The sequence below is a fragment of the Legionella rowbothamii genome, from assembly GCF_900639985.1.
In the GTDB taxonomy this organism is placed as follows: domain Bacteria; phylum Pseudomonadota; class Gammaproteobacteria; order Legionellales; family Legionellaceae; genus Legionella; species Legionella rowbothamii.
Window position 1 is genome coordinate 150,598 of the sequence record NZ_CAAAIM010000001.1, and the last position, 21,155, is coordinate 171,752.

The following is a 21,155-nucleotide window of genomic DNA, read 5'->3' on the forward strand; positions in this document are numbered from 1 at the left end:
CTACATTAGATTTTTTGTGTCGGTTATTTGTACACTATGGTAAACCTTATGTTAAATCATGCTAAATTTGTATTTTAGCTTAATCTAATTACCAGGTAATTGTTCTCAGGAGCTTTAAATGAAAAATCAAGTTGAACTATTAGCTCACCAAACAGTGCAAAAGCTTAGCCAACAATTAGTTGCGTCTCCACAAGCTGCTTTTTTAAAGACAGGAGAAATAGTTCAAATAATAGCTGAGGTTATTCAACATGATTATAAATCGTGTAAAAGATCATTGAGGCAGGATTTTTATAAAAAGCTATCGCTATTGCTTCATTCTGATCGGTTTGCCAGAGATTCAGAGTACTTAGAACTTGCAACTTATTTAAATGAGAAGAAGTTACTTGATGAGCCACAGAAAATTTTAAATGAATGCTATACGAGAGAATCTGCTGAATCAATTTTTACTTTTTTCAAAAACGTTTTTAGTAAGCCAAGCCAGTCTCTAGATATTCTTACACGACGCATATCAGATAATCCATTAGTTAGTAATCTGCAGCGTTATCCTGATCCAGTTAAATTGGGTGCAATTCTCCTATTGACTGTTTCTGTAGCTAGTTACTCTGTGATTACCATATTAAGTATGCTTGGCTCTGCTATAACTTGTTCACTTATCAATGCAACGAACAATCTTATTATTCTCGGGCTAAATAAAGTTACGGATAATAGATATGAGCAAATGACAGAGTATTATAATGTTGCCGCTGAACACATAGTTCATGAAAGAATACAGAAGGGCACACTAGGTACACTAGATAAAGTAAAGTTGGCTTTTTTGGCACTTTATGCAGCTGGAATTGATGTAAATAAGAATGCATTACAACGCGCTACCCCCTTAATTGCCTCTCCTTTTGTATTGGCAGGAGTAGCTTTAGGTGATGCCGCTTTATGGGTGCAACGTTGGTTTTTTACCATGGTGGATGCGGCAAACTTGGTTTCATGTTATGTAGCGTTTACCGCATTAAATGTTCCTCTTATTAGCTATGACGCCTCAGTGTCTCTATTTGAGTACCTCTTGGATACAGATATTGTCGACCAAGAGACAAGTGCAACTAAGAGTAAGAAAACGCCATTGTATTTATTATTCGATTCGCCTGTGAATACTGTAGGCTCGCTAAACTCTGAAGTGGAGCCTGTTCATATAAGTTCACCTATTAAATACCCTTTAAAAAAGACAGATGTCCAAATGCCGATCGAGGACACGCTAAATTATCTCGTGTTTTCCAAAATGCAATGACTAAAACTTACTGAGACCTTGTGAGCTTATAAGGATAGGGTTGGGTGTCTTTATTCTAACTCATTGTTTAAAAGCGAATAATTTTTAGTGGAGGGATTGTTTGTTCGTGATTTTATTTCGTGTTACTATTTGACCACTTTGCGATAAATGGTTTTTATTTGATGAATAAATCACCTGACCTGTTAGCAGTTCATACAATAGAGTCGATTGGTAATGACCTTTCAACAATGCAAGAACATGGAATAACGTTAAGTCCCAAAAGAGTTTTGGCTCTTATTCGTAGTCATGTTAGCAAGTCGTATGCTGAAGTACGAAAAGAAGATAAAAATACGTTCTATCATGAATTATCTTTCCGATTTCAATCGGACAAATTCAAAAGTTTTTATCCCGAGTTGTTTAGCACTTTAAGTTATTTGAAGTTGGCAGATAGACCACGAGAAATATTAAATAGTCTTCATAAAAAATATCACGATCGTAAACAATTATTTAAAAATCTTGTTAAGAGCAAAGCATTAAGAACCTTGTTAGAGTATACATTAGAAAATCCATTAACAACTCAATTGGCGCGTTACACACAGCCGTTTAATTTTTTATCAAAAGCAATTTATTTAAGCCTACTAATACCATTAATTATCGCTATTTTTTTTGGGTTTGTTGCGATAAGAACGGTCGATTTAGCAGTATCGGTTATTGATTTTTTTATAAACGTGTTGACTCCAGTTTTTGTAGGGAGGCATGATGCCCAAGAGCTCAATAGCTATCTTTCATCACAATTTGATCAGTACAAACAAGAGTATTTAGTTACTTTACGTGATGAGTATATTGCCAAGACTATATGGAGTGAATTGGACCATCACGAATTACAAAGTTTAAATGATGAGCAATTTTTTGCATTAATTTTAAAAAATGAACTTGATGAAAATGGTCTTTATAAAGAAGCTCCAACTCAAAAAGAAAATGAAACGTTAACACAGTATCAAGAGTTGCTTAAGGGTTGGATTACAGATAAAGAACAACATAAGAGCGATATATTAGATGGCCATAATAAAAAAATTAATGACAGTATCTATATCAATGGTTTTGGTCGTATAAAACGTATATTTATGGCCTTCTATAAAGCAATCACTGAACCGGTAAATGGTGTTTCATTATTATTACTTCGTCCTATACAAGTGGTTGCTGCCGCATTCATTTTAACTGCCGCAACGTTAACTGAGTTGGTTCGGTATGTTACCTTTGCTGTTGCGCTGGTCGGAATGACAGCCACCGTGTTTGCATGTTTTTTTACTTTATCTTTTTTAAGCAGTCCTCTTTATTGTTATGATTTTGTTGGATATGCCAATAATAAGCGGCAACGCTGCTTTGATAATGATCAAACAATAGAAGCTGAGTCTGAGCGTGAATTGACAACCAATTTCATGCATGAGTTGCTGAAAAGCAAACCAGTGACAAAAAGTAAGGGTGCTGGTGGGGCTGAGCCTCCTTTTCATCATTGTTCTCCCGTTGGGGATATTCCAAAAGGGCAAGAGAACCAATCTCTGCATGACCAGGTTGTATCTAATGGATTGGTTCAATAAGAAGGGATATGACACTTGTTTAGGGAAATATCTTGCGTCCTACGCTTTGTTCGTGGGCTCGTTAATAGGTTAAACATTAATAAAAAATAATTGGTTCCCGATTTTAATTCGCATATCCACTGTGGTTAGCTGGCATTTAAAAGTAGCTCATAAAACAAGCTAATATAGTAGTTGAAAAAGAAAGATAAGCTTTCTATGTTTTATTCGAATGCATGAAATGGCATTTTACATGGTTTATTGTTAGAATTAAATACAAGGTGGTTTTTTTGAGGCTTTTTATGTTTGATGAATTTTATAGAATAGCGATAGAATCTAATGATTATGAAGAATTAAAAAGAAAATTACAAGACCCTTTAGATAAATATGCCATAGACCCGTTTATTGAAGCAGCTATTGGGGGAACTCCTCTTGATGCGGTAGGACGTAAAAATGGCTTTAAGGGGACTGTGGCCGCTCATTTAGCTTTAGAAGGACATCATGATAAAGTAGAATGGTTTCGGATGCTCGGCGCAAACCCTAGAGATATTGCTTATGCCTATGCACTAGCAGGCAACCATGAAAAAGTGGAAATCTACCGTCAACTAGATGCTGAAAATGTTCATGCTATTGCTCAGGGATACGCACAAGGCGGTCACCATAAGCAAGTGGAAATCTACCTTAATCAACACGGGGCAAATATTAACGTTATTACTCATGGTTACGCCCAGGCCGGCGATCGTGAGAGCGTATTGAAATACGATCTCGACTTGGTGTTGGAGCTTTATCGTGAGGAGAGAGCCGCTATAAAAGAAGCCTCTGGAGCAACAGCAGAGTATTTGCGCAGCAGTTTCTTTTCTTCCTTTCAAAACAGTTTTACACAAGAAAGTGATGCAATTGATGCTTTAAAATTAGCGTTAAAGGGTGAGAGGGTTGATTTAAATGAACACCTATCTATATTAAGAAGTGGTGGTCTGGGTACGGTGCTGCGAGAATTTGTTAAGTCGGGCGTGGGTAGCTCATTAGTGGGAAAAGAAGTCTCTACAGTGCGTGAATTTGTGCAGGCTCTTCAACAGAAAAACTCTAATCAAGCGCAACCTTAAATCATACAACAGCTCTTATTAAGTAGCGTGGGAGCAAATCCCGCGTATTATTTTGATCTTTCTGGAATTGGCAGAGCAGCGTTAAAAAGAGAGAGGGAATTTACTCTAACGCAGTATTTATATCCAAATACCAAAAGGTTTACCATGGGATTTCCATTGCCTATAAATCTTAAATAGCTGCATGATTATATTTGAAAAAAAGCTTTTTTGAGAATTTTGATAACGGAATTATTTTTGCTTTCAATTAATCCTCAATTTTAACAACTCCCTCAATTTTATTGTTAGCACACCAAATTTAATTAGATGTGCTATATTTTATGGGCAACTGTACAAAAATAATAAATATCTTTCATTAAAAGGAATTAAATTATGAACAAAATTCTTGCTAAAGCCGGTATGTTTACTTTATTAGTTAGTGTTTCTGTTTATGGATGGGCTAATGCGTGTATGCCTATTGCAAAAGCGTGCATGCAAAATGGCTATCATAAAGGAGGCGAAAAGGAACATAAAGGTTTAGTAAAAGACTGTGTTATGCCAGTTGTGATGGGTTCTAAAACATTGCCAAATACTAATTTTAGCCAAAATGAACTCCAAGGTTGCAAAGCTAAAATTGCTCAGAAAGTAAAAGGTAGAATGTAGTACAAAGGAAGCAATGTAGGCTGGGCTGTCAAGCCCAGCCTACATTGCAAAACGAGAGTAGATGTTTACTCTTCAAAAGTTAAAAAATTACGCTTTTTGCAGTGACTCAATCACAGCGCCCAAGAAGCGAGTAGCCTCTCCTCCAGTTGCCGCTCTATGATCAAAACTAAGCGATAAAGGCAGGATGTTATGAATTTCAACAGTCCCATTATCATTCGCAACGACTCCTTTATAGAGTCTTCCTACAGCTAAAATTGCAACCATTGGTGGGACAATGATTGGACTTGCAAACCGGCCTGCGAATTTTCCAAAATTAGATAGGGTAAAGGTTGCCCCCTTTAATTTTTCAGCACTAATCTCCCTATTTGCCACAGAGGTTTTAAACTGATTAATCGTTTGACGTAACTCGGCATCAGAACGTTTGGCTGCATCATGAATAACCGGTACAAATAAGCCTTCATCATTATCCATGGCGAGTCCAAGATGTACTTCCTTAAAGCATTGGCGAGCCCCATGTTTGGTATCAAACCAAGCATTCATCGCCGGTTCTTTTTCAGAGGCATGAATTATGGCGCGAATTAAACGTACGGTAATGTCGGTTCCTGGTTTCCAATTATGGATATCTGCTTCATCAAAAATACTCACAGGAACTACTTCTGCATGTGATTGCACCATACTATTTAGCATGGCTCGTCGTACACCGCGTAAAGGCTCATATCCAACAGGGACTTGGGAGTTTTTATCCGCTTGAGTTTGTACATCTTCTCGTGTAATCAGGCCAAATTCACCAGTACCTTTTAGGACTCCTAAATCCACACCTAATTTTTTAGCAAGCATTTTTACTGCAGGAGTTGCTTTAATTCGTGCCTTGCCAGAATGTTGAATACCGATAACAAAATTATCTTCACTGATTTCGTTACTTTCTTCTAAGTTTCCAACCACAGTACCTTTATCCGTTGCCTTTGCTGCGCTTGATTCAAATGCGACTAATGGCTCGCCTGTTTTGATTACATCACCTGGCTTACCAAATAACTTACCGATAACTCCACTTTGAGGGCAGGGAACATCAACAACTGCTTTCGCTGTTTCCATAGAAACTAGCGGCTGATCAGTGACAACTGTATCGCCTTCCTTGACAAACCACTCATGAATTTCAGCATCAGGTAAACCTTCACCTAAATCAGGCAGATTAAAAATATTCATTATTACTCCATTATGCTCATAACACTGTTTTTAATACGTGCAACACTTGGGATGTATTGTTTTTCTAATTGGAAATAGGGCATCACGGTATCATAACCAGTAACGCGTTGAACTGGAGCCATGAGCTCTGTCATTAAGTTTTCCATAATAAGTGCTGAAATTTCTGCACCCACACCGCAAGTTTTTGCCCCTTCATGAACAATAACGCAACGCCCCGTTTTTTCTACAGAAGCAAGAATTGTTTCGATATCTAATGGTTTTATTGTTGCAACATCAATGAGTTCACAAGAAATGCCTTCATCTTCAAGTTGTTTCACAGCTTGTTGGGTCTCATGCAAGCTTGCTCCCCAAGTAACCAAGGTAACGTCATCACCTTGTTTTAAGGTAAAGCATTTGCCAATTGGGAGTGCCTCTCCATTATCTTCCACTGGTTGTTTCACTAAACGGTAGATACGTTTAGGCTCTAGGAATATAACAGGATCAGGATTACGCATGGCAGCGAGCAATAAGCCGTATGCTCTTTTCGGTGATGAAGGAATTACTACTTGCAAGCCTGGAATGTGGGCAAATAATGCTTCTGTGCTTTCTGAATGATGCTCTGGTGCTCTAATTCCACCACCAAATGGGGCGCGAAACACCAAGGGACAACTCAAACGCCCACGTGTACGGTTACGCATACGTGCGGCGTGAGAAATAATCTGGTTCATTGCTGGATAAATAAATCCCATAAATTGAAACTCAGCTACAGGTTTTAACCCTTGCAATGACATTCCAATAGCTAATCCTGCGATCATGGATTCAGCAAGTGGCGAATCAAACACTCGTTTTTCGCCAAACCGTTCTTGCAAGCCAACTGTAGCACGGAAAACCCCTCCGTTTTTGCCTACGTCCTCTCCAAAAACAACAACATTATCATCATGAGCTAACTCATAAGCTAGGGCCTGAGTAACTGCTTCAATTAAGGTGATATCAGGCATTAGATGCTTCCTCCATAGCGATTGCGCGTTGTTCCACTAAATATTCAGGTAGTTCGGCAAAATGATAATCGAAGATACTGCTGATTGGTTGTGGTGTTCTACTGAGGTATTCATCCACTGCTTTTTCAACTTCAGTAGCACAATGCATTACTAATTGCTCTTCTTCCTCAGCACTCCAGAGGTTGTTCTGTACTAAGTATTCCTTGAAGCGAGCAATCGGTTCTTTGGGCTTGGCTTGCTCTACTTCTGCGGAGGGTTGATAGCGAGTCGCATCATCTGCAGTGGTGTGATCGGACAAACGATAGGACATAGCTTCAATCAAAGTAGGTCCTTCACCACGACGGGCTTTTTCAATGGCATCACCAATTACTTGGCGGGTTGCCAAAATGTCATTACCATCTATTTGTACACCAGGAAATCCGGCTGCTATGGCTTTTTGGGCAATGGTTTCCGTTCCGGTTTGTTTGTCTCTGGGGACTGAAATAGCCCATTGGTTATTGTTTACTACAAAAACTACGGGTAATTTCCATGTACCGGCTACGTTAATTGCTTCATAGAAATCACCTTCAGAGGTTCCACCTTCGCCAATACACGCTACGGCTACTCTTGGTTCATTTCGGTATTGGAACGCAAAGGCAACCCCTGTTGCATGTAAGCATTGAGAGGCAATAGGTACACAGATGGGTAGGTCTTGAGATTTGCAGGAAAAATCACTGCCACGCTCGTCGCCGCCCCAATAGGTTAGAATTTCTGACATTTTTACGCCGCGCTGAATTTGCGCTGCATAATCGCGATAATAAGGAACAAATACATCCTCAGGCTTCATTGCATGGCCTATAGCGGTAGAAATCGCTTCCTGACCATTAATTGGGGCATAGGTCCCCATTTTACCTGTCCTTTGTAATGCGATTGCTTTCTTATCAAAAGTTCGAGTCAGCACCATGACTCGATAGAGTTCTTTCAGTGCTTCAGGGTTATTGGCAAAGGCAGGGAGTTCCCCTGCTAATTTGCCTTGTTCATCTAGAAATTGAGTATATGTAATATCAAATTGAGCAACTGTTGCCATGCATGGCTCCTTGTCAACAAAGCGTTTGCATAGCATACTCACAAATTAATCTAAAAACCAGTTAATTATTTGTATCAAATGACAAGAAATACTATAAAGCAATCCGTGCTCATGATGCTCGATTATTTCCCTTTAATGCAAGAGTACTATCAGAAATTGCGTCACTTACCAGGATTTGTGCTTTTGGAAAGTACAGACCGTTCTCAGGCACGTTATGATCTCGTGAGTGCTTATCCATATGATCGGTTTAGGCTCGATCCTCAAACGCAAAATGTATCCGAAATATTATCCTCATTACGCGAAGTTTTAACCGTGCAAGACTCTGTGGCCGATCTTCCGTTTCAAGGTGGGGCAATAGGTTATATTTCCTATGATTTAGGGGCTCAGCTGGTTGGTATTGAGTCCTTTTCGCAACCTAGCTTGGAGACAATGCCTTTATTGGATTTAGGATTGTATGATTGGGCTATTATTGTTGACCATCAACTCAAGAAAGTAACTTTATTTGCTGCGAATACTCAACTCTCAACTAAGAATATTATTGATGAGGTTTTATCTTTATGGAATGGTATCCAGGATGAACCAAGCCAGGGGGAGTTAACCTGTGATTTTAATCCCTTAATTTCTCAAGATGAATACCAAGAAGCATTTAACTCGATCCATCATTCTTTAATAAAAGGCAGATGTTATCAAACCAACCTAACTCAGCCATTTCATGCACGATATGAAGGGGACAGTTGGGGTTTTTATCAAAAAATAAGTCGTAAAAATCCAGTTCCATTTTCTGCCTTTTTACGAACCCAGGATGCTGACATTTTAAGTTTCTCGCCTGAGCGTTTTCTTCTATACGATAAAGGTAAACTACTTACATCACCTATTAAAGGAACCATCGGTCGTTCAGCCGATCCCGTCGAAGATCAGCGCTTAATCGATGAATTGGAAGCGAGTGAGAAAAACAAAGCTGAAAATGTCATGATTGTTGATTTGCTACGTAATGATCTGGGAAAAATAGCTAAACCAGGCTCCGTGCGCGTAACCTCTTTATGTGCTATTGAAAGTTATAATTCAGTACATCATTTAGTGAGTACCATCGAGGCCCAATGTTTAGATACCATTCATCCTTTAGATGCTTTTTTCTCTTGTTTTCCTGGGGGCTCAATTACTGGTGCACCCAAAATTGAATCCATGCAGATTATTAGCCAAGAAGAACCTTATGCCCGGGGGGTTTATTGCGGTTCTATTGGTTATTTTTCCCGACATGGGTATTTTGATACGAACATTGCGATAAGAACAGTGATTGCTAAAAATAATCTATTACACCTCGCTGCAGGTGGGGGTATAGTTATTGACTCTAATTGTGAAGACGAATATCGTGAATGTTTTATCAAAATTGCGGCGATAATTAATGGACTTAAGTGAATTCAGTGAGGGGGATCCCATTCCTGCGGCGGTTATGGTTTTGTATGAGCGTGCCTCAGACTCACTCATTTTAACAAAGCGCAAAGAAAATCTTCGTGCTCATCCGGGTGAGGTTTGTTTTCCTGGTGGAACTTGGGAAGAGGGCGATCAAGATTTATATGCTACGGGGTTAAGGGAGCTGTATGAGGAACTAGGAATTGCTGGAGACCGGGTCACATTAATAAGAGCTTTAGATCCTCAACCTACTTTATTAGGTAAAATTATCCAGCCTTGGTTTGCTCATATTGAATCCGTTAATCCTTATCAGATGAACCCTGACGAAGTAGCACGATTGATTATGATTCCTATGCCCTTGGTGCAATCGGCAAAAAACTATAAGGATATAGTCGTGGAGCGAGGGCGCTTTCGTTTAAAAAGCTGTGAGTTTGTTTTTAATGACGATTGGGTGTGGGGAGCCACCGCGAAGATTATGAAGCAGTTGATTGTTGAATGAGTACCGAGGTTGGGAGAGCAAAGAAGCAACCTGGGTGTGTCGCTGTTCTAATTCGTGTTAAGTATCATCTTGTTATAGAAACTGAATTAGCGCGGTTTTACCGCGCTAATTAGAAAGAGCATTATGTTTAATGCTGGTTTTGCTATTTCAATGCACGACGCAAAATTTTACCTACATTTGTTTTAGGAAGCTCATTAAAAAACTCCACAATTTTAGGGACCTTATAGGCAGTTAAATGCTCGCGACAATACGCAATCACCGCTTCGGCAGTTAAGTTAGGATCCTTTCTTACGATACAGGCTTTAACACGCTCACCTGATTCTCCATCGGGTACGCCAACCACACCGACCTCAAGAACCCCTGGGTGCATGCTAATGACTTGCTCTACTTCATTTGGATATACATTGAATCCAGAAACCAGGAGCATGTCTTTTTTTCTGTCAACCAGATAGATAAAACCCTCTTCATCCATCCTGCCGATATCGCCAGTTTTTAAATAGCCTGATTTGGTAAAGACCAAAGCAGTTTCATCAGGCCGCTTCCAATATCCAGGTGTAACCTGAGGGCCTTTAATACAAATTTCTCCACTGGAGCCAATGGGGACTTCATTTTCTTCATCATCAAGTATCACAATGTCTGTGGAAGGAAGAGGCAAGCCAATGCTGCCATTGTAATCGGAAAGTGTCATTGGGTTGATAGTTGCCGCAGGGCTTGTTTCTGTTAGTCCATAAGCTTCTAATATAGGGGATTTGGTTACTTCTCTCCAACGTAGAGCAACACTTTTTTGTAAGGCCATTCCACCCGATAAGGATAATCTTAGTTTGCTGAAATCTACTTCTTTAAATTGAGGATGATTAAGTAATCCATTAAACAAGGTATTAACACCAGTAATGGTAGTGAATCCACAGTTTTTTATTTCTTTAATGAAGTGCTTCATATCTCGGGGATTGGTTATTAGTATGTTTTTTGCCCCCATCTTCATAAAGGTTAGGCAATTCGCTGTTAACGAGAAGATGTGATACAAAGGTAGCGCGGTCACAATGACTTCTTTTTCGTCCTGTAAGGCGGGGGATATCCATGCATAGGCTTGCAACAAATTAGCAACCAAATTTCCATGGGTTAAAATCGCGCCTTTAGCAACCCCAGTTGTACCACCAGTGTATTGTAAAAAAGCAATGTCACTATGATTTAGCTCGACATGGTGTAAGGTGGATTGCTTGCCTTCAAGTAATGCGTAGTTAAAGGCAACAGCATGTGGGATAGTATAAGTAGGGACCATTTTTTTAATGTATTTTACAACTGCATTAACAATAAAGCGTTTTACTGGAGGAAATAAATCACCGATTTGCGTTACGATAACGTGCTTTATTGTGGGAGTTGATGGTAATGCGTTTTGAACCGTTTTGGCAAAATTAGCAAGCACAATAATTGCTTCAGCGCCTGCATCATTCATTTGATGAATCACTTCATCAGTTGTATATAAAGGGTTCGTATTCACTACGACATAGCCCGCAAGTAGAATACCAAACAGTGCAACGGGGTACTGCAATAAGTTGGGCATCATAATAGCGATACGCGCGCCTTTTTCCAATTTAAGCTGTTGGAGGTAGGCTGCGAAACTGTGGCTTAGTTCTTCTAATTCAGCAAAAGTAATCTCGGATCCTAAATTGGAATAAGCTACTTTTGTTGCATGATTAGTGCATGATTCTTTGAACAAAGCGACAAGGGAAGAGTATTGACTGGGGTCAATTTCATGTGGAACGCCATTCTGATATTGTTCAAACCACCGTTTATCCACCTTAATATCCTTCTGTTATTGTTTTTCACATGTTAGTATAAATGTTAGTATAAACAAAAAATCTGGTTATGGATATCATACTCATGAGTGAAAATACAACACAAACTCAAGCATTTAAGCTTAAAGGCCGACTTTATACCTTCACTGTTTTGCAAGTACTGAATACTGATAGTGAAGTTTTTGCCCAGCAATTGGTTGAAACTGTGACAAGAGCCCCCAAGCTTTTTGATAGAACACCAGTTGTTTTTGATCTTGCTGCGGTTTATCAGTTAGAGTTTGATTTGAATGCTTTAATTCAAGTAGCACGTGCCAATGGGATGATTCCTGTTGCTATTCAGGGTGGAAGTCCTTTGCATGATACATTGGCTCAATGCCAAGGCTTAGCAGTATTGCATGCTTCTGCGACTCAAGATAAGCCAATTATTGAGCGTTCTATTGAGCCCGCTCAACAACAGCCTGAGGCAGCAAAAACTAAATTATTAACAACACCGGTTCGTTCTGGACAACAATTTGTAGCTAAAAATGCTGATTTAATCGTGACTTCCTCTGTAAGTCATGGTGCTGAATTATTAGCTGATGGTTCAATCCATGTTTACGGCGCTTTGCGTGGTAGAGCTTTAGCTGGAATATCTGGTGATAAAGACGCGCGTATTTTTTGTCAGTCACTGGAAGCTGAGTTGGTATCAATTGCTGGATTTTATCGTTTGAGTGATGCCATTGAACCCCATAATGGCCCATGCCAAATCTATCTATTAGATGACCATATCCACATCGAGCCTTTATGATTGATGCTGTTTTTATTTCTGATCTTCATTTACATCCAGAAGAATACGGCATTCAGGCTCATTTTGAATCTTTTCTAAAATGGGCCGTACAGCATTCAGTAAAAAATATTTATATTTTAGGTGATTTTTTTCATGCCTGGGCTGGTGATGATACACTCAATGATTGGAGTAGGGGCATTGCAGAACAATTACATGCAGTAACACGACAAGGGATTAATTTGTTTTATATGCATGGCAATCGAGATTTTTTATTAGGAAAAAGTTTTGCCAAATTGGCAGGATGGTCTGTTTTAAAAGAACCAACGATTATTTATTTAGATAATGAAAAAATAATGTTAGTGCATGGGGATCGTTATTGCACTAAAGATGTGGCTCACCAGCGCTTCAGACTTCTTACTCGCAATAAAATTTTTCCTGCTTTATTTTTAAGCTTATCGTCAAAATATCGTGAGCGTTTAGTGAATCAGGTACGCACCCGCAGCCAAAGTAATGTGAGTAAATCGATGGAACAAATGGATGTGGTTACTGACTCCGTAATACGCCATATGCAAGAGCATGGGGTTACCCAACTTATTCATGGGCATACTCATAAACCCGGTGTAACAACCTATCCTGTTGAGCAAGAAGAGTTTGCACGTTATGTACTTAGTGATTGGGATGATAACCCTAGGCTGCTGTGTTATTCTAGTACAAAAGGGCTTTATTTTACCCATATGTAAATCTTTTTGAGGAGTTAACGATGCCAGAAAATATATCGACTCAAGATGAAATAGCCCAAAAGAAAAAGGGAATAGATGATGAGGCTAGACGTTTAGCTGAATAGAATGCTAAGAAAGCCTTTCTAGCAGCCAAAGATCAAACAGATGAACTCCGAAAAGCGGCCTTGGCCGAGGCAATTGACAAAATAAAGAAACAAGCTGTTGAATGTTATGATGAAACTACGTTATGTATTTAGTGGCTGGGATGACAATCCGAAACGATTGTGTTATCATAATACAAAAGGGCTTTGTTTTACCCACGTATGATTCGTTTTAGGAGCTAAAGATGGCAGAAGATAGATCAACTCAAGATGAAATAGCCCAAAAGAAAAAGGGGATGGATGATGAGGCTAGGCGTTTAGCTGAAGCGAATGCTAAGAAAGCCTTTTTAGCAGCCAAAGATCAAGCAGACGAGCTCCGAAAAGCCGCCATGGCCGACGAAATTGACAAAATAAAGAAACAAGCCGTTGAACGTTATGATGAAAAAGGAAGAGCGATTACGAAACAGGATATTTTTCTAGATAAGCTTAAATCAGTAATGGGTTCTGAACAAAGTTCAATTCATGACTGGAAATCGTCCATGATGGCCTTGACGTCTGTTTTATCCGCATTTGTTGCAGCCACGAATCAAGAGGTGAATGAGAAAACGGCACCCTATATAGTCCCGCTAAAGCATGCTCTAAAAAATGGTGTTATCGATATGAAAGATACTCTTTTAGATAAGCTGCGTGGTAATCCCAGAGTGGATTTACCCACATTAGTTCACGACGTTACAATAGGGAAGGGTAATAAATTAGAAGTAAAATTACTTGCTGGTGATGAGGAGCTGAAAGCAACAGAAAATCTCCCTCAAGGTCTAAGAACTTTAGTTTCCCTGTGGTTAAATGAACGTGGATATGAAATTGACCCGAATAATGAGAAAGGATTTAGAACTAAAGAAGGGCATGAACCTTTAACTGCGGAAGCCTTTGATGAGCTAAAAAATGATCCTGGCAATGGATTAAATGAGTTTTTAAATCGAGCATCAGAAGTACAATACCGTCAAGAGCTTGATACTGATAGTCCAAGCCCTCCTTAGGCATGTTATTTGAAATTAAATAAAAAGCTGTCATTGCGAGCCTTGGCGAAGCAATGGCGGTATGCTATTGTAACTAGGAGCTTTGCATGCCCACATCTGGTATCCCGCTGTGAAAGCGAAATACCGTATCTGCAGTTAAAATAAATTCATTTTCAACTGCTAAAAATTTAGCAATGCGCTTACTTACATCCCCCCCATATAAATTAGCCAAACGTAAATAATCTTCAAAATGTCGAGCCTCAGATTTAACCAGTGTGCCGTAAAATTTTGCTAAAGGCTCGTCTTCAATGTAAGGCATAATCGCATAAAAACGTTCACAGGAGCGGGCCTCAATAATAGCACCGACAATCAGCTGATCACATAAGCGTTCAGTACCATCCTTACGTGTGACTTGTTTATGTAATACAGTAGCATAGCCTGAGGGATGCAATGGGCCAAACTTAATTCCACGCTTAGTCATTACATTTACGACCTTTTCAAAATGCAGGAGCTCTTCGCGTGCTAATGGGGACATAACCTCAATAAGTTCCTTACGTTCAGGATATTTACTCATAAAATTAATGGCAGTAGCGGCTGCTTTTCGTTCACAGTGTGCGTGATCAACTAGTAATAAAGGAATTTGCTGAGCAGCATGATCTAACCACAATTTGGGGGTTTTAATTTGGAGAAATTCATTTAATGTTTGTAAATCAGTATCTAATCGTTTTAACATCTGGGAAATACACTATACTTTCAAATAAATATTCTTATATCACATACTGCAAATAAATTAAATTGGATGAAAAATGAGCGGAGAAAAATCAGAGAATGACTTAAGCCACTGGTTTTCAACTTACGGGGTGATAACCGCTGAGCGTATTCTAAATAGATATCATATCAATTTAGCGCAAATTGATTTAGTCGCAGCTGTAAAAAGCACGTTTAGTTTTTATCATAAAGTGCTGCAAATACCGTTAAGGAATGTTCTTAACGGGATCGTATTACAGCAGGCAAATGATTATCATGTCTACGTACAAAAGCTTTTTATTGATTATTTATTGTCTGGGGAAAACTCTAAGGATGAATCATCGCCTGGTGCGAGTACTCGCGAAGCACTGGAAAATGCACGCCAACAACTTCTTGCTTTAGGCGAGGAATATCATCAAAAAGAAGGAGAGCATAATCATTTAATTTCAAGCAGCCAAAATTTTCTAATAAAACTTTCGGCTGAATTTAATAAAGCTCTTGAGAAGAGTATTACTTCAATCACCCAAATATTAAAAAAAGAAGGTCTTACTGAAGACAAAAGCAAAGTTCGTAAGGCAGTTAATTTTGCTTTAATTTATTGTGATTTAACTAATCCTAAGTTGCAAAGTGATCCCTTACTCTTTGTCGAAAAAATGAATGAACAGCTTAAATTATCATTAAATGATGATTTGAAAAGGAAAATTATAGAGAGTATCTCAGATCTTACGGATATAGTTCTTCATTTTGATGATAAAACTCGTGCTTTTCAAGAGCGTGTAGAGGATATGACTATCTTCGCAAATGGATTTAGAACACAATTTTATGAGACTATTTTGCGGGTTGTTGAGCTAATTAAAATTTTGCCTGAATATAAGATTAATTCTGAGCAGGATCTCATCAATAGAGAATCTTTATATTTTGATAAAAGTATAGGCCAGCTTGAAAAGGCTTAATTTAATGAATGTATTTTGATTGCTTATAACAAGAAGGGAGCTCGCAGTCAGACCCTGGGAATTCGAAATGACATCGGCTAAGGGCACAACGGGTACTTTAACTGCATCAGCCGAATTTCCAAGGTCTTTACCCACTGACTCATAAGATCTCTTGCAAATTGCCCACAGCTGAAGCTGCGCGTAGCACGATAGTTGCTTTTCAGTCGTACAATAAAGCTCGGCTCACGCCTAATGAATTTATATTAGCCATAAAGCATCTATTTCGTGTATAATAGCGCGCTTTAACTATTAATTCCTATGGAGTGTGCATAATGGCAAAAGAATTAACATTATCGATTATTAAACCGGATGCTGTAGCTAAGTCTGTAATTGGTAAAATTTATACCCGTTTTGAAGATGCTGGTTTAGATATTATTGCTGCAAGAATGGCTCGTTTATCTCGCGAGCAAGCTGAAAACTTCTATGACATTCACCGTGCTCGTCCTTTTTTCAACGACTTAGTTGAGTTCATGATTTCTGGTCCTGTAATGATTCAAGTATTAAAAGGCGACAATGCTGTAATGAAAAACAGAGACATCATGGGCGCTACTAACCCTAAAGAAGCAGCCCCAGGCACTATTCGTGCTGATTTCGCTGACAGTATTGATGCAAATGCGGTTCACGGTTCTGACAGTTTAGAAAATGCAGCTCGTGAAATTGCTTTCTTCTTTGAACCACACGAAATTTGTGAGCGATAAGAATAAGGTTTGGAGTAAAAATGACTGAGCAAAAAGTAAATCTATTGAATTATAATTATCAGCAAATGCGAGAGCTATTGAGTTCATGGGGGGAAAAACCTTATCGTGCTCAACAGCTAATCCAATGGATTCATCAAACTGGCTTAGTCGATTTTGCTCAAATGACCAATTTGGGGAAGGCTTTGAAGGCAAAGCTTTCCCAGCTTTCCTATGTTCAAGTGCCTGAAATCATTGCTTGTCAAAAATCAAGTGATGGCACTCATAAGTGGTTACTTAAGCTTGATTGTGGTAACTGCATTGAAACAGTATTTATTCCTGAAGCAAATCGCGGAACTCTCTGTGTTTCATCACAGGTTGGCTGCGCTTTAAATTGTTCTTTTTGCTCTACAGCAAAACAAGGATTTAATCGTAATTTAACAACTGCAGAAATTATTGGTCAGGTTTGGCTCGCAGTTAGAGAATTATCTGCTAGCCAGGGAGTCCATGATAAACGTGTTACGAATGTGGTTATGATGGGTATGGGTGAGCCCTTACTTAATTTTGATAATGTTGTTTCAGCAATGAATATTATGATGGACGATTTTGCATATGGTCTATCAAAACGACGAGTAACCCTAAGCACATCCGGTGTCTTACCCGATTTAGAGCGTTTAAGAGAAGCTAGTCCAGTAGCGCTTGCCGTTTCATTACATGCTCCTAATGATGAATTACGTAATGAGTTGGTGCCTATTAATAAAAAGTATCCTTTGGCACAGCTTATGGCTTTATGCAAATCTTATTTTAAAGATGAGCCAAGAAGAAAAGTGACTTTTGAATACGTGATGTTAAAAGGGGTGAACGATCAACCCGAACATGCAAATCAGTTAATTAAGTTACTGAAAAACGTTCCATCTAAAGTGAATTTGATCCCCTTTAATCCATTTCCTATGGCGCATTATGAACGCTCTCCACAAGAAGCTATTGATGCGTTTAGAGATAAGTTAATTGCTCATGGAATTAATACAATCACACGTAAAACACGAGGTGATGATATTGATGCTGCTTGTGGCCAATTGGCGGGTGAAGTAAAAGACAGAACGAGCCGCTCTCAGCGCTGGCAAAAATTGAATTTTATGACCAAACCTGGCTCCGAGACTAAAACAGATGGGAAGGCAGGATAACTTTGTCGCGTAAAATGAAATAGGTGACGATTCATCGTTTGACTTTATTCGTGATTAAATATTTTTAATTTACCTGTTAGCAGGTATAATGCCGATTCTTTTGTGAATCGTTATGTGAGCATCGTGTTGAACGTACGTTATTTCTCTGGCATCGCCTTGTGTTTGCTCTTGCAAGGATGCATGCATAATAATAATGCAAATGATCGCCAAACACTCACAAAGCCAGATCTCTCTAAGGCTTCAGCGTATAACGTGCAGTTAGGATTAGGGTATTTAAAACAAGGTGATAGGCCTCGAGCGAAAAAGAAATTACTAACTGCTTTAGAACAAGAGCCAAGATCCGCCGATGCTAATTCAGCAATGGCTTATTATCTTGAGCAAACTAGTGAGCCAGCACAAGCGAAGATGTTTTATTTAAAGGCTTTGTCTTTGACGGGTAACGCAGGAGCACAACTTAATAATTATGGTGCTTTTTTATGTCGGCAGGGCAATTATAAAGAAGCTGAGTATTATTTTTTAAAGGCTGCTGCAGATTTGCACTATGTGCATACTGCAGGTGCTTATGAGAATGCAGGGCTTTGTGCTTTATCTGCAAATCAGATAGAGCATGCGAGGCCTTATTTTATAAAGGCATTAAATCAGGACCCATCAAGAAAAGTTTCTTTTTACGAATTAGTTAAAATTGAAGCGACGAGTGGTCGTAATACAAGTGCGTATGCACTAGTAAAAAAACATGCTGATTTAGTTTTAAATGATAGGACTTTGTTGTTTTTGGCCAAGGAAGTTGCAGAAAAAGCTGGCCAATATGAAATAGCTGCAATGTATAAACAAACTATTAAAAAAATGGATCCAAATCTCGATATAGGTGGAGCAAATAATGAGTACAATAACCACGCTTGATGATAATACAATCGTTCATGCGATTAATCCCGGAGCACAACTTGCGAGCATCCGTGAGCAAAAAGGGTATACAGTTGATTATGTTGCCGATAAGCTGCATTTAAGAAGCCGCGTTATCGAACTCATAGAAAGTAATGAGTTTAGTTCATTGCCAGGTGCTGTCTTTACTAAAGGCTATTTACGCGCCTATGCCAAACTATTAGATGTCTCTCCTGAGCCTTATCTTGCTGTGTTTAATGAGCGTTATGCTCCTGAGAAAAAAGCAGACCGTGCTTTATGGCAACAAACGAAACGCGAACCGAATAAAGCGGAGCACTTGATTCGTTGGGTTACTATTTTATTTGCTTTAGGGGTTATGGTTGCTGTTGGTGTTTGGTGGCAAAAAAACCAAGAAAATCAACAATTGTTTTCCGAAAAAAGTGCACCTGTTGATTTGTCATTGAATAATAAAACAATCAATGAAGTAAAATTAACAGATATCTCTAAAATGCAATCAATATTAAATCCTAAACCAGATATGTCTCCTTTGGAGAAAACAGGTGGCTGAGAAAATCCAAGCAATCCGAGGCATGAATGATATTTTGCCGGAAAAAACTGCATTATGGCGTCACATTGAGAATACGTTTATTACCTGTCTTAGCAATTATGGCTATCAGGAAATTCGTTTTCCTTTAGTAGAAAGTACACAACTTTTTAAACGAACTATTGGCGAAGTTACCGACATCGTTGAAAAAGAAATGTATACCTTTAATGATTTAAACGGTGATAGCATAACCCTTCGACCTGAAGGAACTGCAGGCTGTGTTCGTGCTTGTCTGGAACATGGGTTGCTACACAATCAGCAACAAAAATTATGGTATTTAGGTGCTATGTTTCGTCATGAACGTCCTCAAAAAGGTCGATACAGACAATTTACCCAATTAGGGGTAGAGGCATTTGGCGTTCCAGGAGCTCAAAGTGAATTGGAGCTAATAGCCCTATGTCGCAAATTCTGGACTGAGTTAGGATTTGCTGATTTAGTTCAATTACAAGTGAATACTCTTGGAGAACTCTCCGAGCGCCAACACTATAAAAATATCTTGGTAGAATACCTTAATGATCATATTGATAAGCTTGATGAAGATAGCAAAAGAAGATTAACTCGTAATCCATTACGTATTTTAGACAGCAAAAATCCTGAAATGCAGCAATTAGTTGCCGATGCGCCGAAGTTAATTGATGTACTTCAAGGAAAAAGTCTTGATCATTTCCAAGCGTTTTGTGCAGGTTTAGATGCATTAAAAATTCCTTATACTGTGAACCCCGTTTTAGTAAGAGGTCTAGATTATTATGGACATACTGTATTTGAATGGGTTACTGATCGCCTAGGAAGTCAAGCAACAATTTGTGCTGGTGGTCGTTATGACATTTTGGTGGAACAATTAGGCGGTAATCCTACATCAGCGGCAGGTTTTGCATTAGGAGTAGAGCGTATTTATTTGCTGATGGAAACCTTAGAGTTATTGAAACAAGAAACTAAAACGAACTCTATATTTATTATTGGTACAAATGAAGAAGCGATCGTTAAAGGGCTTGTAATTGCTGAATCCATTCGTGAGGCATACCCCAGGGTTGAAGTTATTGTAAACACCGCCGGTGGTAGTTTTAAGAGCCAATTTAAGAAGGCCGATAAAAGTGGGGCGCGTTTGGCTTTAATTTTAGGCGAAGATGAGCTTGCTAATCATAAGATTAGTCTTAAGGATTTGCGTACTGGAATGGAACAGATTACTGTAGATCAAACTGCGGTTAATCAGTTCCTAAATGATTATTTGAAATAAGGCTACGTTGAAAGTTCAGGAGAGAGTGTTATGTCAGTTTATATGACAGAAGAGGAACAGTTAGAATCGATAAAAAAGTGGTGGAAACGCTATGGTAATGTAATTTCTGTTATCATATCGATCATACTTTTTAGTATTGCTGGCTATCGATATTTCACCTGGCACCAGGATAAACTGACGCAGCAAGCATCTATTGCCTACGAGCAAATGATGATTGCTTTATCAAATAATAATACTAAGGCGGTAAAATCCTTTGCCAATGAGCTTATTAAAGACCACAGCAAGTCTGTATATGCTGATGCTGCTCATATGACACTTGCCAAAGTTTATGTATCTAAAAATAAACTGGATCAAGCTCAAAGTGAATTACGTATGGTGGCTGATAACAGTAAATTACGTACTTTAAAACAAATAGCGAAGATTCGTCTTGCACGTATTCTTGTGGCGAACAAATCATATGCTAATGCGTTAAGCGAGCTAAGCAACGTTGAAGATGCTACTTATTTACCCGTAATTAATGAATTGAAGGGTGATATATATGGTGCTACAGGAAAATACGAAGAGGCGATGAATTCCTATAAGCAAGCGATGGACGAGGTTAAGGTAAATGGAATGGGTAACTTATTTTTAGAAATGAAGACCAATGAAATTGCCGTTAAGACTCAATCAATGATTTCGGATGAGAAGAAGACTCAAGCCGCATAATGAGGTTTAGTT

The 21,155-nt window shown here is 38.8% G+C and carries 21 protein-coding genes; 16 read left to right on the forward strand and 5 right to left on the reverse strand.

The annotated features are described in order from the left end of the window. Positions 1 to 118 precede the first annotated feature (118 nt). The 4 genes from E1P08_RS00645 to E1P08_RS00660 all read left to right on the forward strand — a co-directional run bounded on the left by E1P08_RS00645 (position 119) and on the right by E1P08_RS00660 (position 4,571). The gene (locus E1P08_RS00645) at positions 119 to 1,276 is read left to right on the forward strand and encodes a hypothetical protein (protein ID WP_133135098.1); all 1,158 of its coding nucleotides are present in this window, start codon (positions 119 to 121) and stop codon (positions 1,274 to 1,276) included. A 161-nt stretch (positions 1,277 to 1,437) separates the two neighbouring features. Continuing rightward, on the forward strand, positions 1,438 to 2,853 hold the full coding sequence (locus E1P08_RS00650) for a ferritin family protein (RefSeq protein WP_133135099.1): 1,416 nt from the start codon (positions 1,438 to 1,440) through the stop codon (positions 2,851 to 2,853). A 278-nt stretch (positions 2,854 to 3,131) separates the two neighbouring features. Beyond that, entirely contained in the window at positions 3,132 to 3,932 is an 801-nt protein-coding gene (locus E1P08_RS00655; RefSeq protein ID WP_133135100.1) for a hypothetical protein, read from the forward strand. Positions 3,933 to 4,301: 369 nt separating this feature from the next. Further along, a complete protein-coding gene (locus tag E1P08_RS00660; protein WP_133135101.1) occupies positions 4,302 to 4,571 on the forward strand; it encodes a hypothetical protein in 270 nt (89 codons plus the stop codon). A gap of 87 nt (positions 4,572 to 4,658) precedes the next feature. Here the strand turns inward: E1P08_RS00660 and E1P08_RS00665 are convergent, their stop codons facing one another. From E1P08_RS00665 to pdhA, 3 genes are read right to left on the reverse strand one after another with little or no spacing between them, the layout of a single operon-like run. Next, entirely contained in the window at positions 4,659 to 5,774 is a 1,116-nt protein-coding gene (locus tag E1P08_RS00665; RefSeq protein WP_133135102.1) for a dihydrolipoamide acetyltransferase family protein, read from the reverse strand. Between the two features lie 2 nt (positions 5,775 to 5,776). Then, complete coding sequence (locus tag E1P08_RS00670; protein WP_133135103.1) at positions 5,777 to 6,751, reverse strand: alpha-ketoacid dehydrogenase subunit beta; 975 nt, start codon at positions 6,749 to 6,751, stop codon at positions 5,777 to 5,779. Beyond that, the gene (gene pdhA, locus E1P08_RS00675) at positions 6,744 to 7,817 is read right to left on the reverse strand and encodes a pyruvate dehydrogenase (acetyl-transferring) E1 component subunit alpha (RefSeq protein WP_133135104.1); all 1,074 of its coding nucleotides are present in this window, start codon (positions 7,815 to 7,817) and stop codon (positions 6,744 to 6,746) included. Before pdhA ends, E1P08_RS00670 begins: the two co-directional genes overlap by 8 nt. A gap of 93 nt (positions 7,818 to 7,910) precedes the next feature. Between pdhA and pabB the strand changes: the two genes are divergently transcribed. Both pabB and E1P08_RS00685 read left to right on the forward strand, forming a co-directional pair. Then, positions 7,911 to 9,233: an aminodeoxychorismate synthase component I gene (gene pabB / locus E1P08_RS00680; RefSeq protein ID WP_165485092.1), complete on the forward strand. Its 1,323-nt coding sequence runs from the start codon at positions 7,911 to 7,913 to the stop codon at positions 9,231 to 9,233. After that, the gene (locus E1P08_RS00685) at positions 9,220 to 9,726 is read left to right on the forward strand and encodes an NUDIX hydrolase (RefSeq protein WP_133135105.1); all 507 of its coding nucleotides are present in this window, start codon (positions 9,220 to 9,222) and stop codon (positions 9,724 to 9,726) included. The genes pabB and E1P08_RS00685 overlap by 14 nt, the downstream gene beginning before the upstream one ends. 142 nt (positions 9,727 to 9,868) lie before the next feature. Here E1P08_RS00685 and E1P08_RS00690 read toward each other — a convergent pair whose 3' ends face one another. Then, positions 9,869 to 11,524 carry an AMP-binding protein gene (locus E1P08_RS00690; RefSeq protein WP_133135106.1) on the reverse strand — a complete coding sequence of 552 codons (1,656 nt, stop codon included), beginning with the start codon at positions 11,522 to 11,524 and terminating at the stop codon, positions 9,869 to 9,871. Positions 11,525 to 11,607: 83 nt separating this feature from the next. Between E1P08_RS00690 and minC the strand changes: the two genes are divergently transcribed. The 3 genes from minC (at position 11,608) to E1P08_RS00705 (ending at position 14,145) form a co-directional block, all read left to right on the forward strand. Continuing rightward, on the forward strand, positions 11,608 to 12,309 hold the full coding sequence (minC, locus tag E1P08_RS00695; protein ID WP_165485043.1) for a septum site-determining protein MinC: 702 nt from the start codon (positions 11,608 to 11,610) through the stop codon (positions 12,307 to 12,309). Beyond that, the gene (locus tag E1P08_RS00700) at positions 12,306 to 13,028 is read left to right on the forward strand and encodes a UDP-2,3-diacylglucosamine diphosphatase (RefSeq protein WP_133135108.1); all 723 of its coding nucleotides are present in this window, start codon (positions 12,306 to 12,308) and stop codon (positions 13,026 to 13,028) included. The genes minC and E1P08_RS00700 overlap by 4 nt, the downstream gene beginning before the upstream one ends. 325 nt (positions 13,029 to 13,353) lie before the next feature. Next, positions 13,354 to 14,145 carry a hypothetical protein gene (locus tag E1P08_RS00705; RefSeq protein ID WP_133135109.1) on the forward strand — a complete coding sequence of 264 codons (792 nt, stop codon included), beginning with the start codon at positions 13,354 to 13,356 and terminating at the stop codon, positions 14,143 to 14,145. 73 nt (positions 14,146 to 14,218) lie between these two features. Here the strand turns inward: E1P08_RS00705 and E1P08_RS00710 are convergent, their stop codons facing one another. After that, entirely contained in the window at positions 14,219 to 14,857 is a 639-nt protein-coding gene (locus E1P08_RS00710; RefSeq protein WP_133135110.1) for a MiaE family protein, read from the reverse strand. 73 nt (positions 14,858 to 14,930) lie between these two features. Between E1P08_RS00710 and E1P08_RS00715 the strand changes: the two genes are divergently transcribed. The 7 genes from E1P08_RS00715 (at position 14,931) to E1P08_RS00745 (ending at position 21,143) form a co-directional block, all read left to right on the forward strand. Further along, a complete protein-coding gene (locus E1P08_RS00715; protein ID WP_133135111.1) occupies positions 14,931 to 15,824 on the forward strand; it encodes a hypothetical protein in 894 nt (297 codons plus the stop codon). 311 nt (positions 15,825 to 16,135) lie between these two features. Continuing rightward, complete coding sequence (gene ndk / locus E1P08_RS00720; protein WP_133135112.1) at positions 16,136 to 16,561, forward strand: nucleoside-diphosphate kinase; 426 nt, start codon at positions 16,136 to 16,138, stop codon at positions 16,559 to 16,561. Positions 16,562 to 16,581: 20 nt separating this feature from the next. Further along, a complete protein-coding gene (rlmN, locus tag E1P08_RS00725) occupies positions 16,582 to 17,721 on the forward strand; it encodes a dual-specificity RNA methyltransferase RlmN (RefSeq protein ID WP_133135113.1) in 1,140 nt (379 codons plus the stop codon). A 120-nt stretch (positions 17,722 to 17,841) separates the two neighbouring features. Beyond that, a complete protein-coding gene (pilW, locus tag E1P08_RS00730) occupies positions 17,842 to 18,621 on the forward strand; it encodes a type IV pilus biogenesis/stability protein PilW (protein ID WP_133135965.1) in 780 nt (259 codons plus the stop codon). Further along, a complete protein-coding gene (locus E1P08_RS00735; protein WP_133135114.1) occupies positions 18,599 to 19,168 on the forward strand; it encodes a helix-turn-helix domain-containing protein in 570 nt (189 codons plus the stop codon). The genes pilW and E1P08_RS00735 overlap by 23 nt, the downstream gene beginning before the upstream one ends. Further along, positions 19,161 to 20,438, forward strand: coding sequence for a histidine--tRNA ligase (gene hisS, locus E1P08_RS00740; protein WP_133135115.1), 1,278 nt, complete (start codon positions 19,161 to 19,163; stop codon positions 20,436 to 20,438). The genes E1P08_RS00735 and hisS overlap by 8 nt, the downstream gene beginning before the upstream one ends. Positions 20,439 to 20,468: 30 nt before the next feature. Next, positions 20,469 to 21,143 (forward strand): YfgM family protein, encoded by a 675-nt coding sequence (locus tag E1P08_RS00745; RefSeq protein ID WP_133135116.1) that lies wholly within the window; start codon positions 20,469 to 20,471, stop codon positions 21,141 to 21,143. Positions 21,144 to 21,155: the final 12 nt, after the last annotated feature.

What these genes read in the sequence shown, in the direction of transcription:
- E1P08_RS00645 (WP_133135098.1), top strand. Translation starts at nt 119, where the DNA reads ATGAAAAATCAAGTTGAACTATTAGCTCACCAAACAGTGCAAAAGCTT.
- E1P08_RS00650 (WP_133135099.1), top strand. Translation starts at nt 1,438, where the DNA reads ATGAATAAATCACCTGACCTGTTAGCAGTTCATACAATAGAGTCGATT.
- E1P08_RS00655 (WP_133135100.1), top strand. Translation starts at nt 3,132, where the DNA reads ATGTTTGATGAATTTTATAGAATAGCGATAGAATCTAATGATTATGAA.
- E1P08_RS00660 (WP_133135101.1), top strand. Translation starts at nt 4,302, where the DNA reads ATGAACAAAATTCTTGCTAAAGCCGGTATGTTTACTTTATTAGTTAGT.
- E1P08_RS00665 (WP_133135102.1), bottom strand. Translation starts at nt 5,774, where the DNA reads ATGAATATTTTTAATCTGCCTGATTTAGGTGAAGGTTTACCTGATGCT.
- E1P08_RS00670 (WP_133135103.1), bottom strand. Translation starts at nt 6,751, where the DNA reads ATGCCTGATATCACCTTAATTGAAGCAGTTACTCAGGCCCTAGCTTAT.
- pdhA (WP_133135104.1), bottom strand. Translation starts at nt 7,817, where the DNA reads ATGGCAACAGTTGCTCAATTTGATATTACATATACTCAATTTCTAGAT.
- E1P08_RS00685 (WP_133135105.1), top strand. Translation starts at nt 9,220, where the DNA reads ATGGACTTAAGTGAATTCAGTGAGGGGGATCCCATTCCTGCGGCGGTT.
- minC (WP_165485043.1), top strand. Translation starts at nt 11,608, where the DNA reads ATGAGTGAAAATACAACACAAACTCAAGCATTTAAGCTTAAAGGCCGA.
- E1P08_RS00700 (WP_133135108.1), top strand. Translation starts at nt 12,306, where the DNA reads ATGATTGATGCTGTTTTTATTTCTGATCTTCATTTACATCCAGAAGAA.
- E1P08_RS00705 (WP_133135109.1), top strand. Translation starts at nt 13,354, where the DNA reads ATGGCAGAAGATAGATCAACTCAAGATGAAATAGCCCAAAAGAAAAAG.
- E1P08_RS00710 (WP_133135110.1), bottom strand. Translation starts at nt 14,857, where the DNA reads ATGTTAAAACGATTAGATACTGATTTACAAACATTAAATGAATTTCTC.
- E1P08_RS00715 (WP_133135111.1), top strand. Translation starts at nt 14,931, where the DNA reads ATGAGCGGAGAAAAATCAGAGAATGACTTAAGCCACTGGTTTTCAACT.
- ndk (WP_133135112.1), top strand. Translation starts at nt 16,136, where the DNA reads ATGGCAAAAGAATTAACATTATCGATTATTAAACCGGATGCTGTAGCT.
- rlmN (WP_133135113.1), top strand. Translation starts at nt 16,582, where the DNA reads ATGACTGAGCAAAAAGTAAATCTATTGAATTATAATTATCAGCAAATG.
- E1P08_RS00735 (WP_133135114.1), top strand. Translation starts at nt 18,599, where the DNA reads ATGAGTACAATAACCACGCTTGATGATAATACAATCGTTCATGCGATT.
- E1P08_RS00745 (WP_133135116.1), top strand. Translation starts at nt 20,469, where the DNA reads ATGTCAGTTTATATGACAGAAGAGGAACAGTTAGAATCGATAAAAAAG.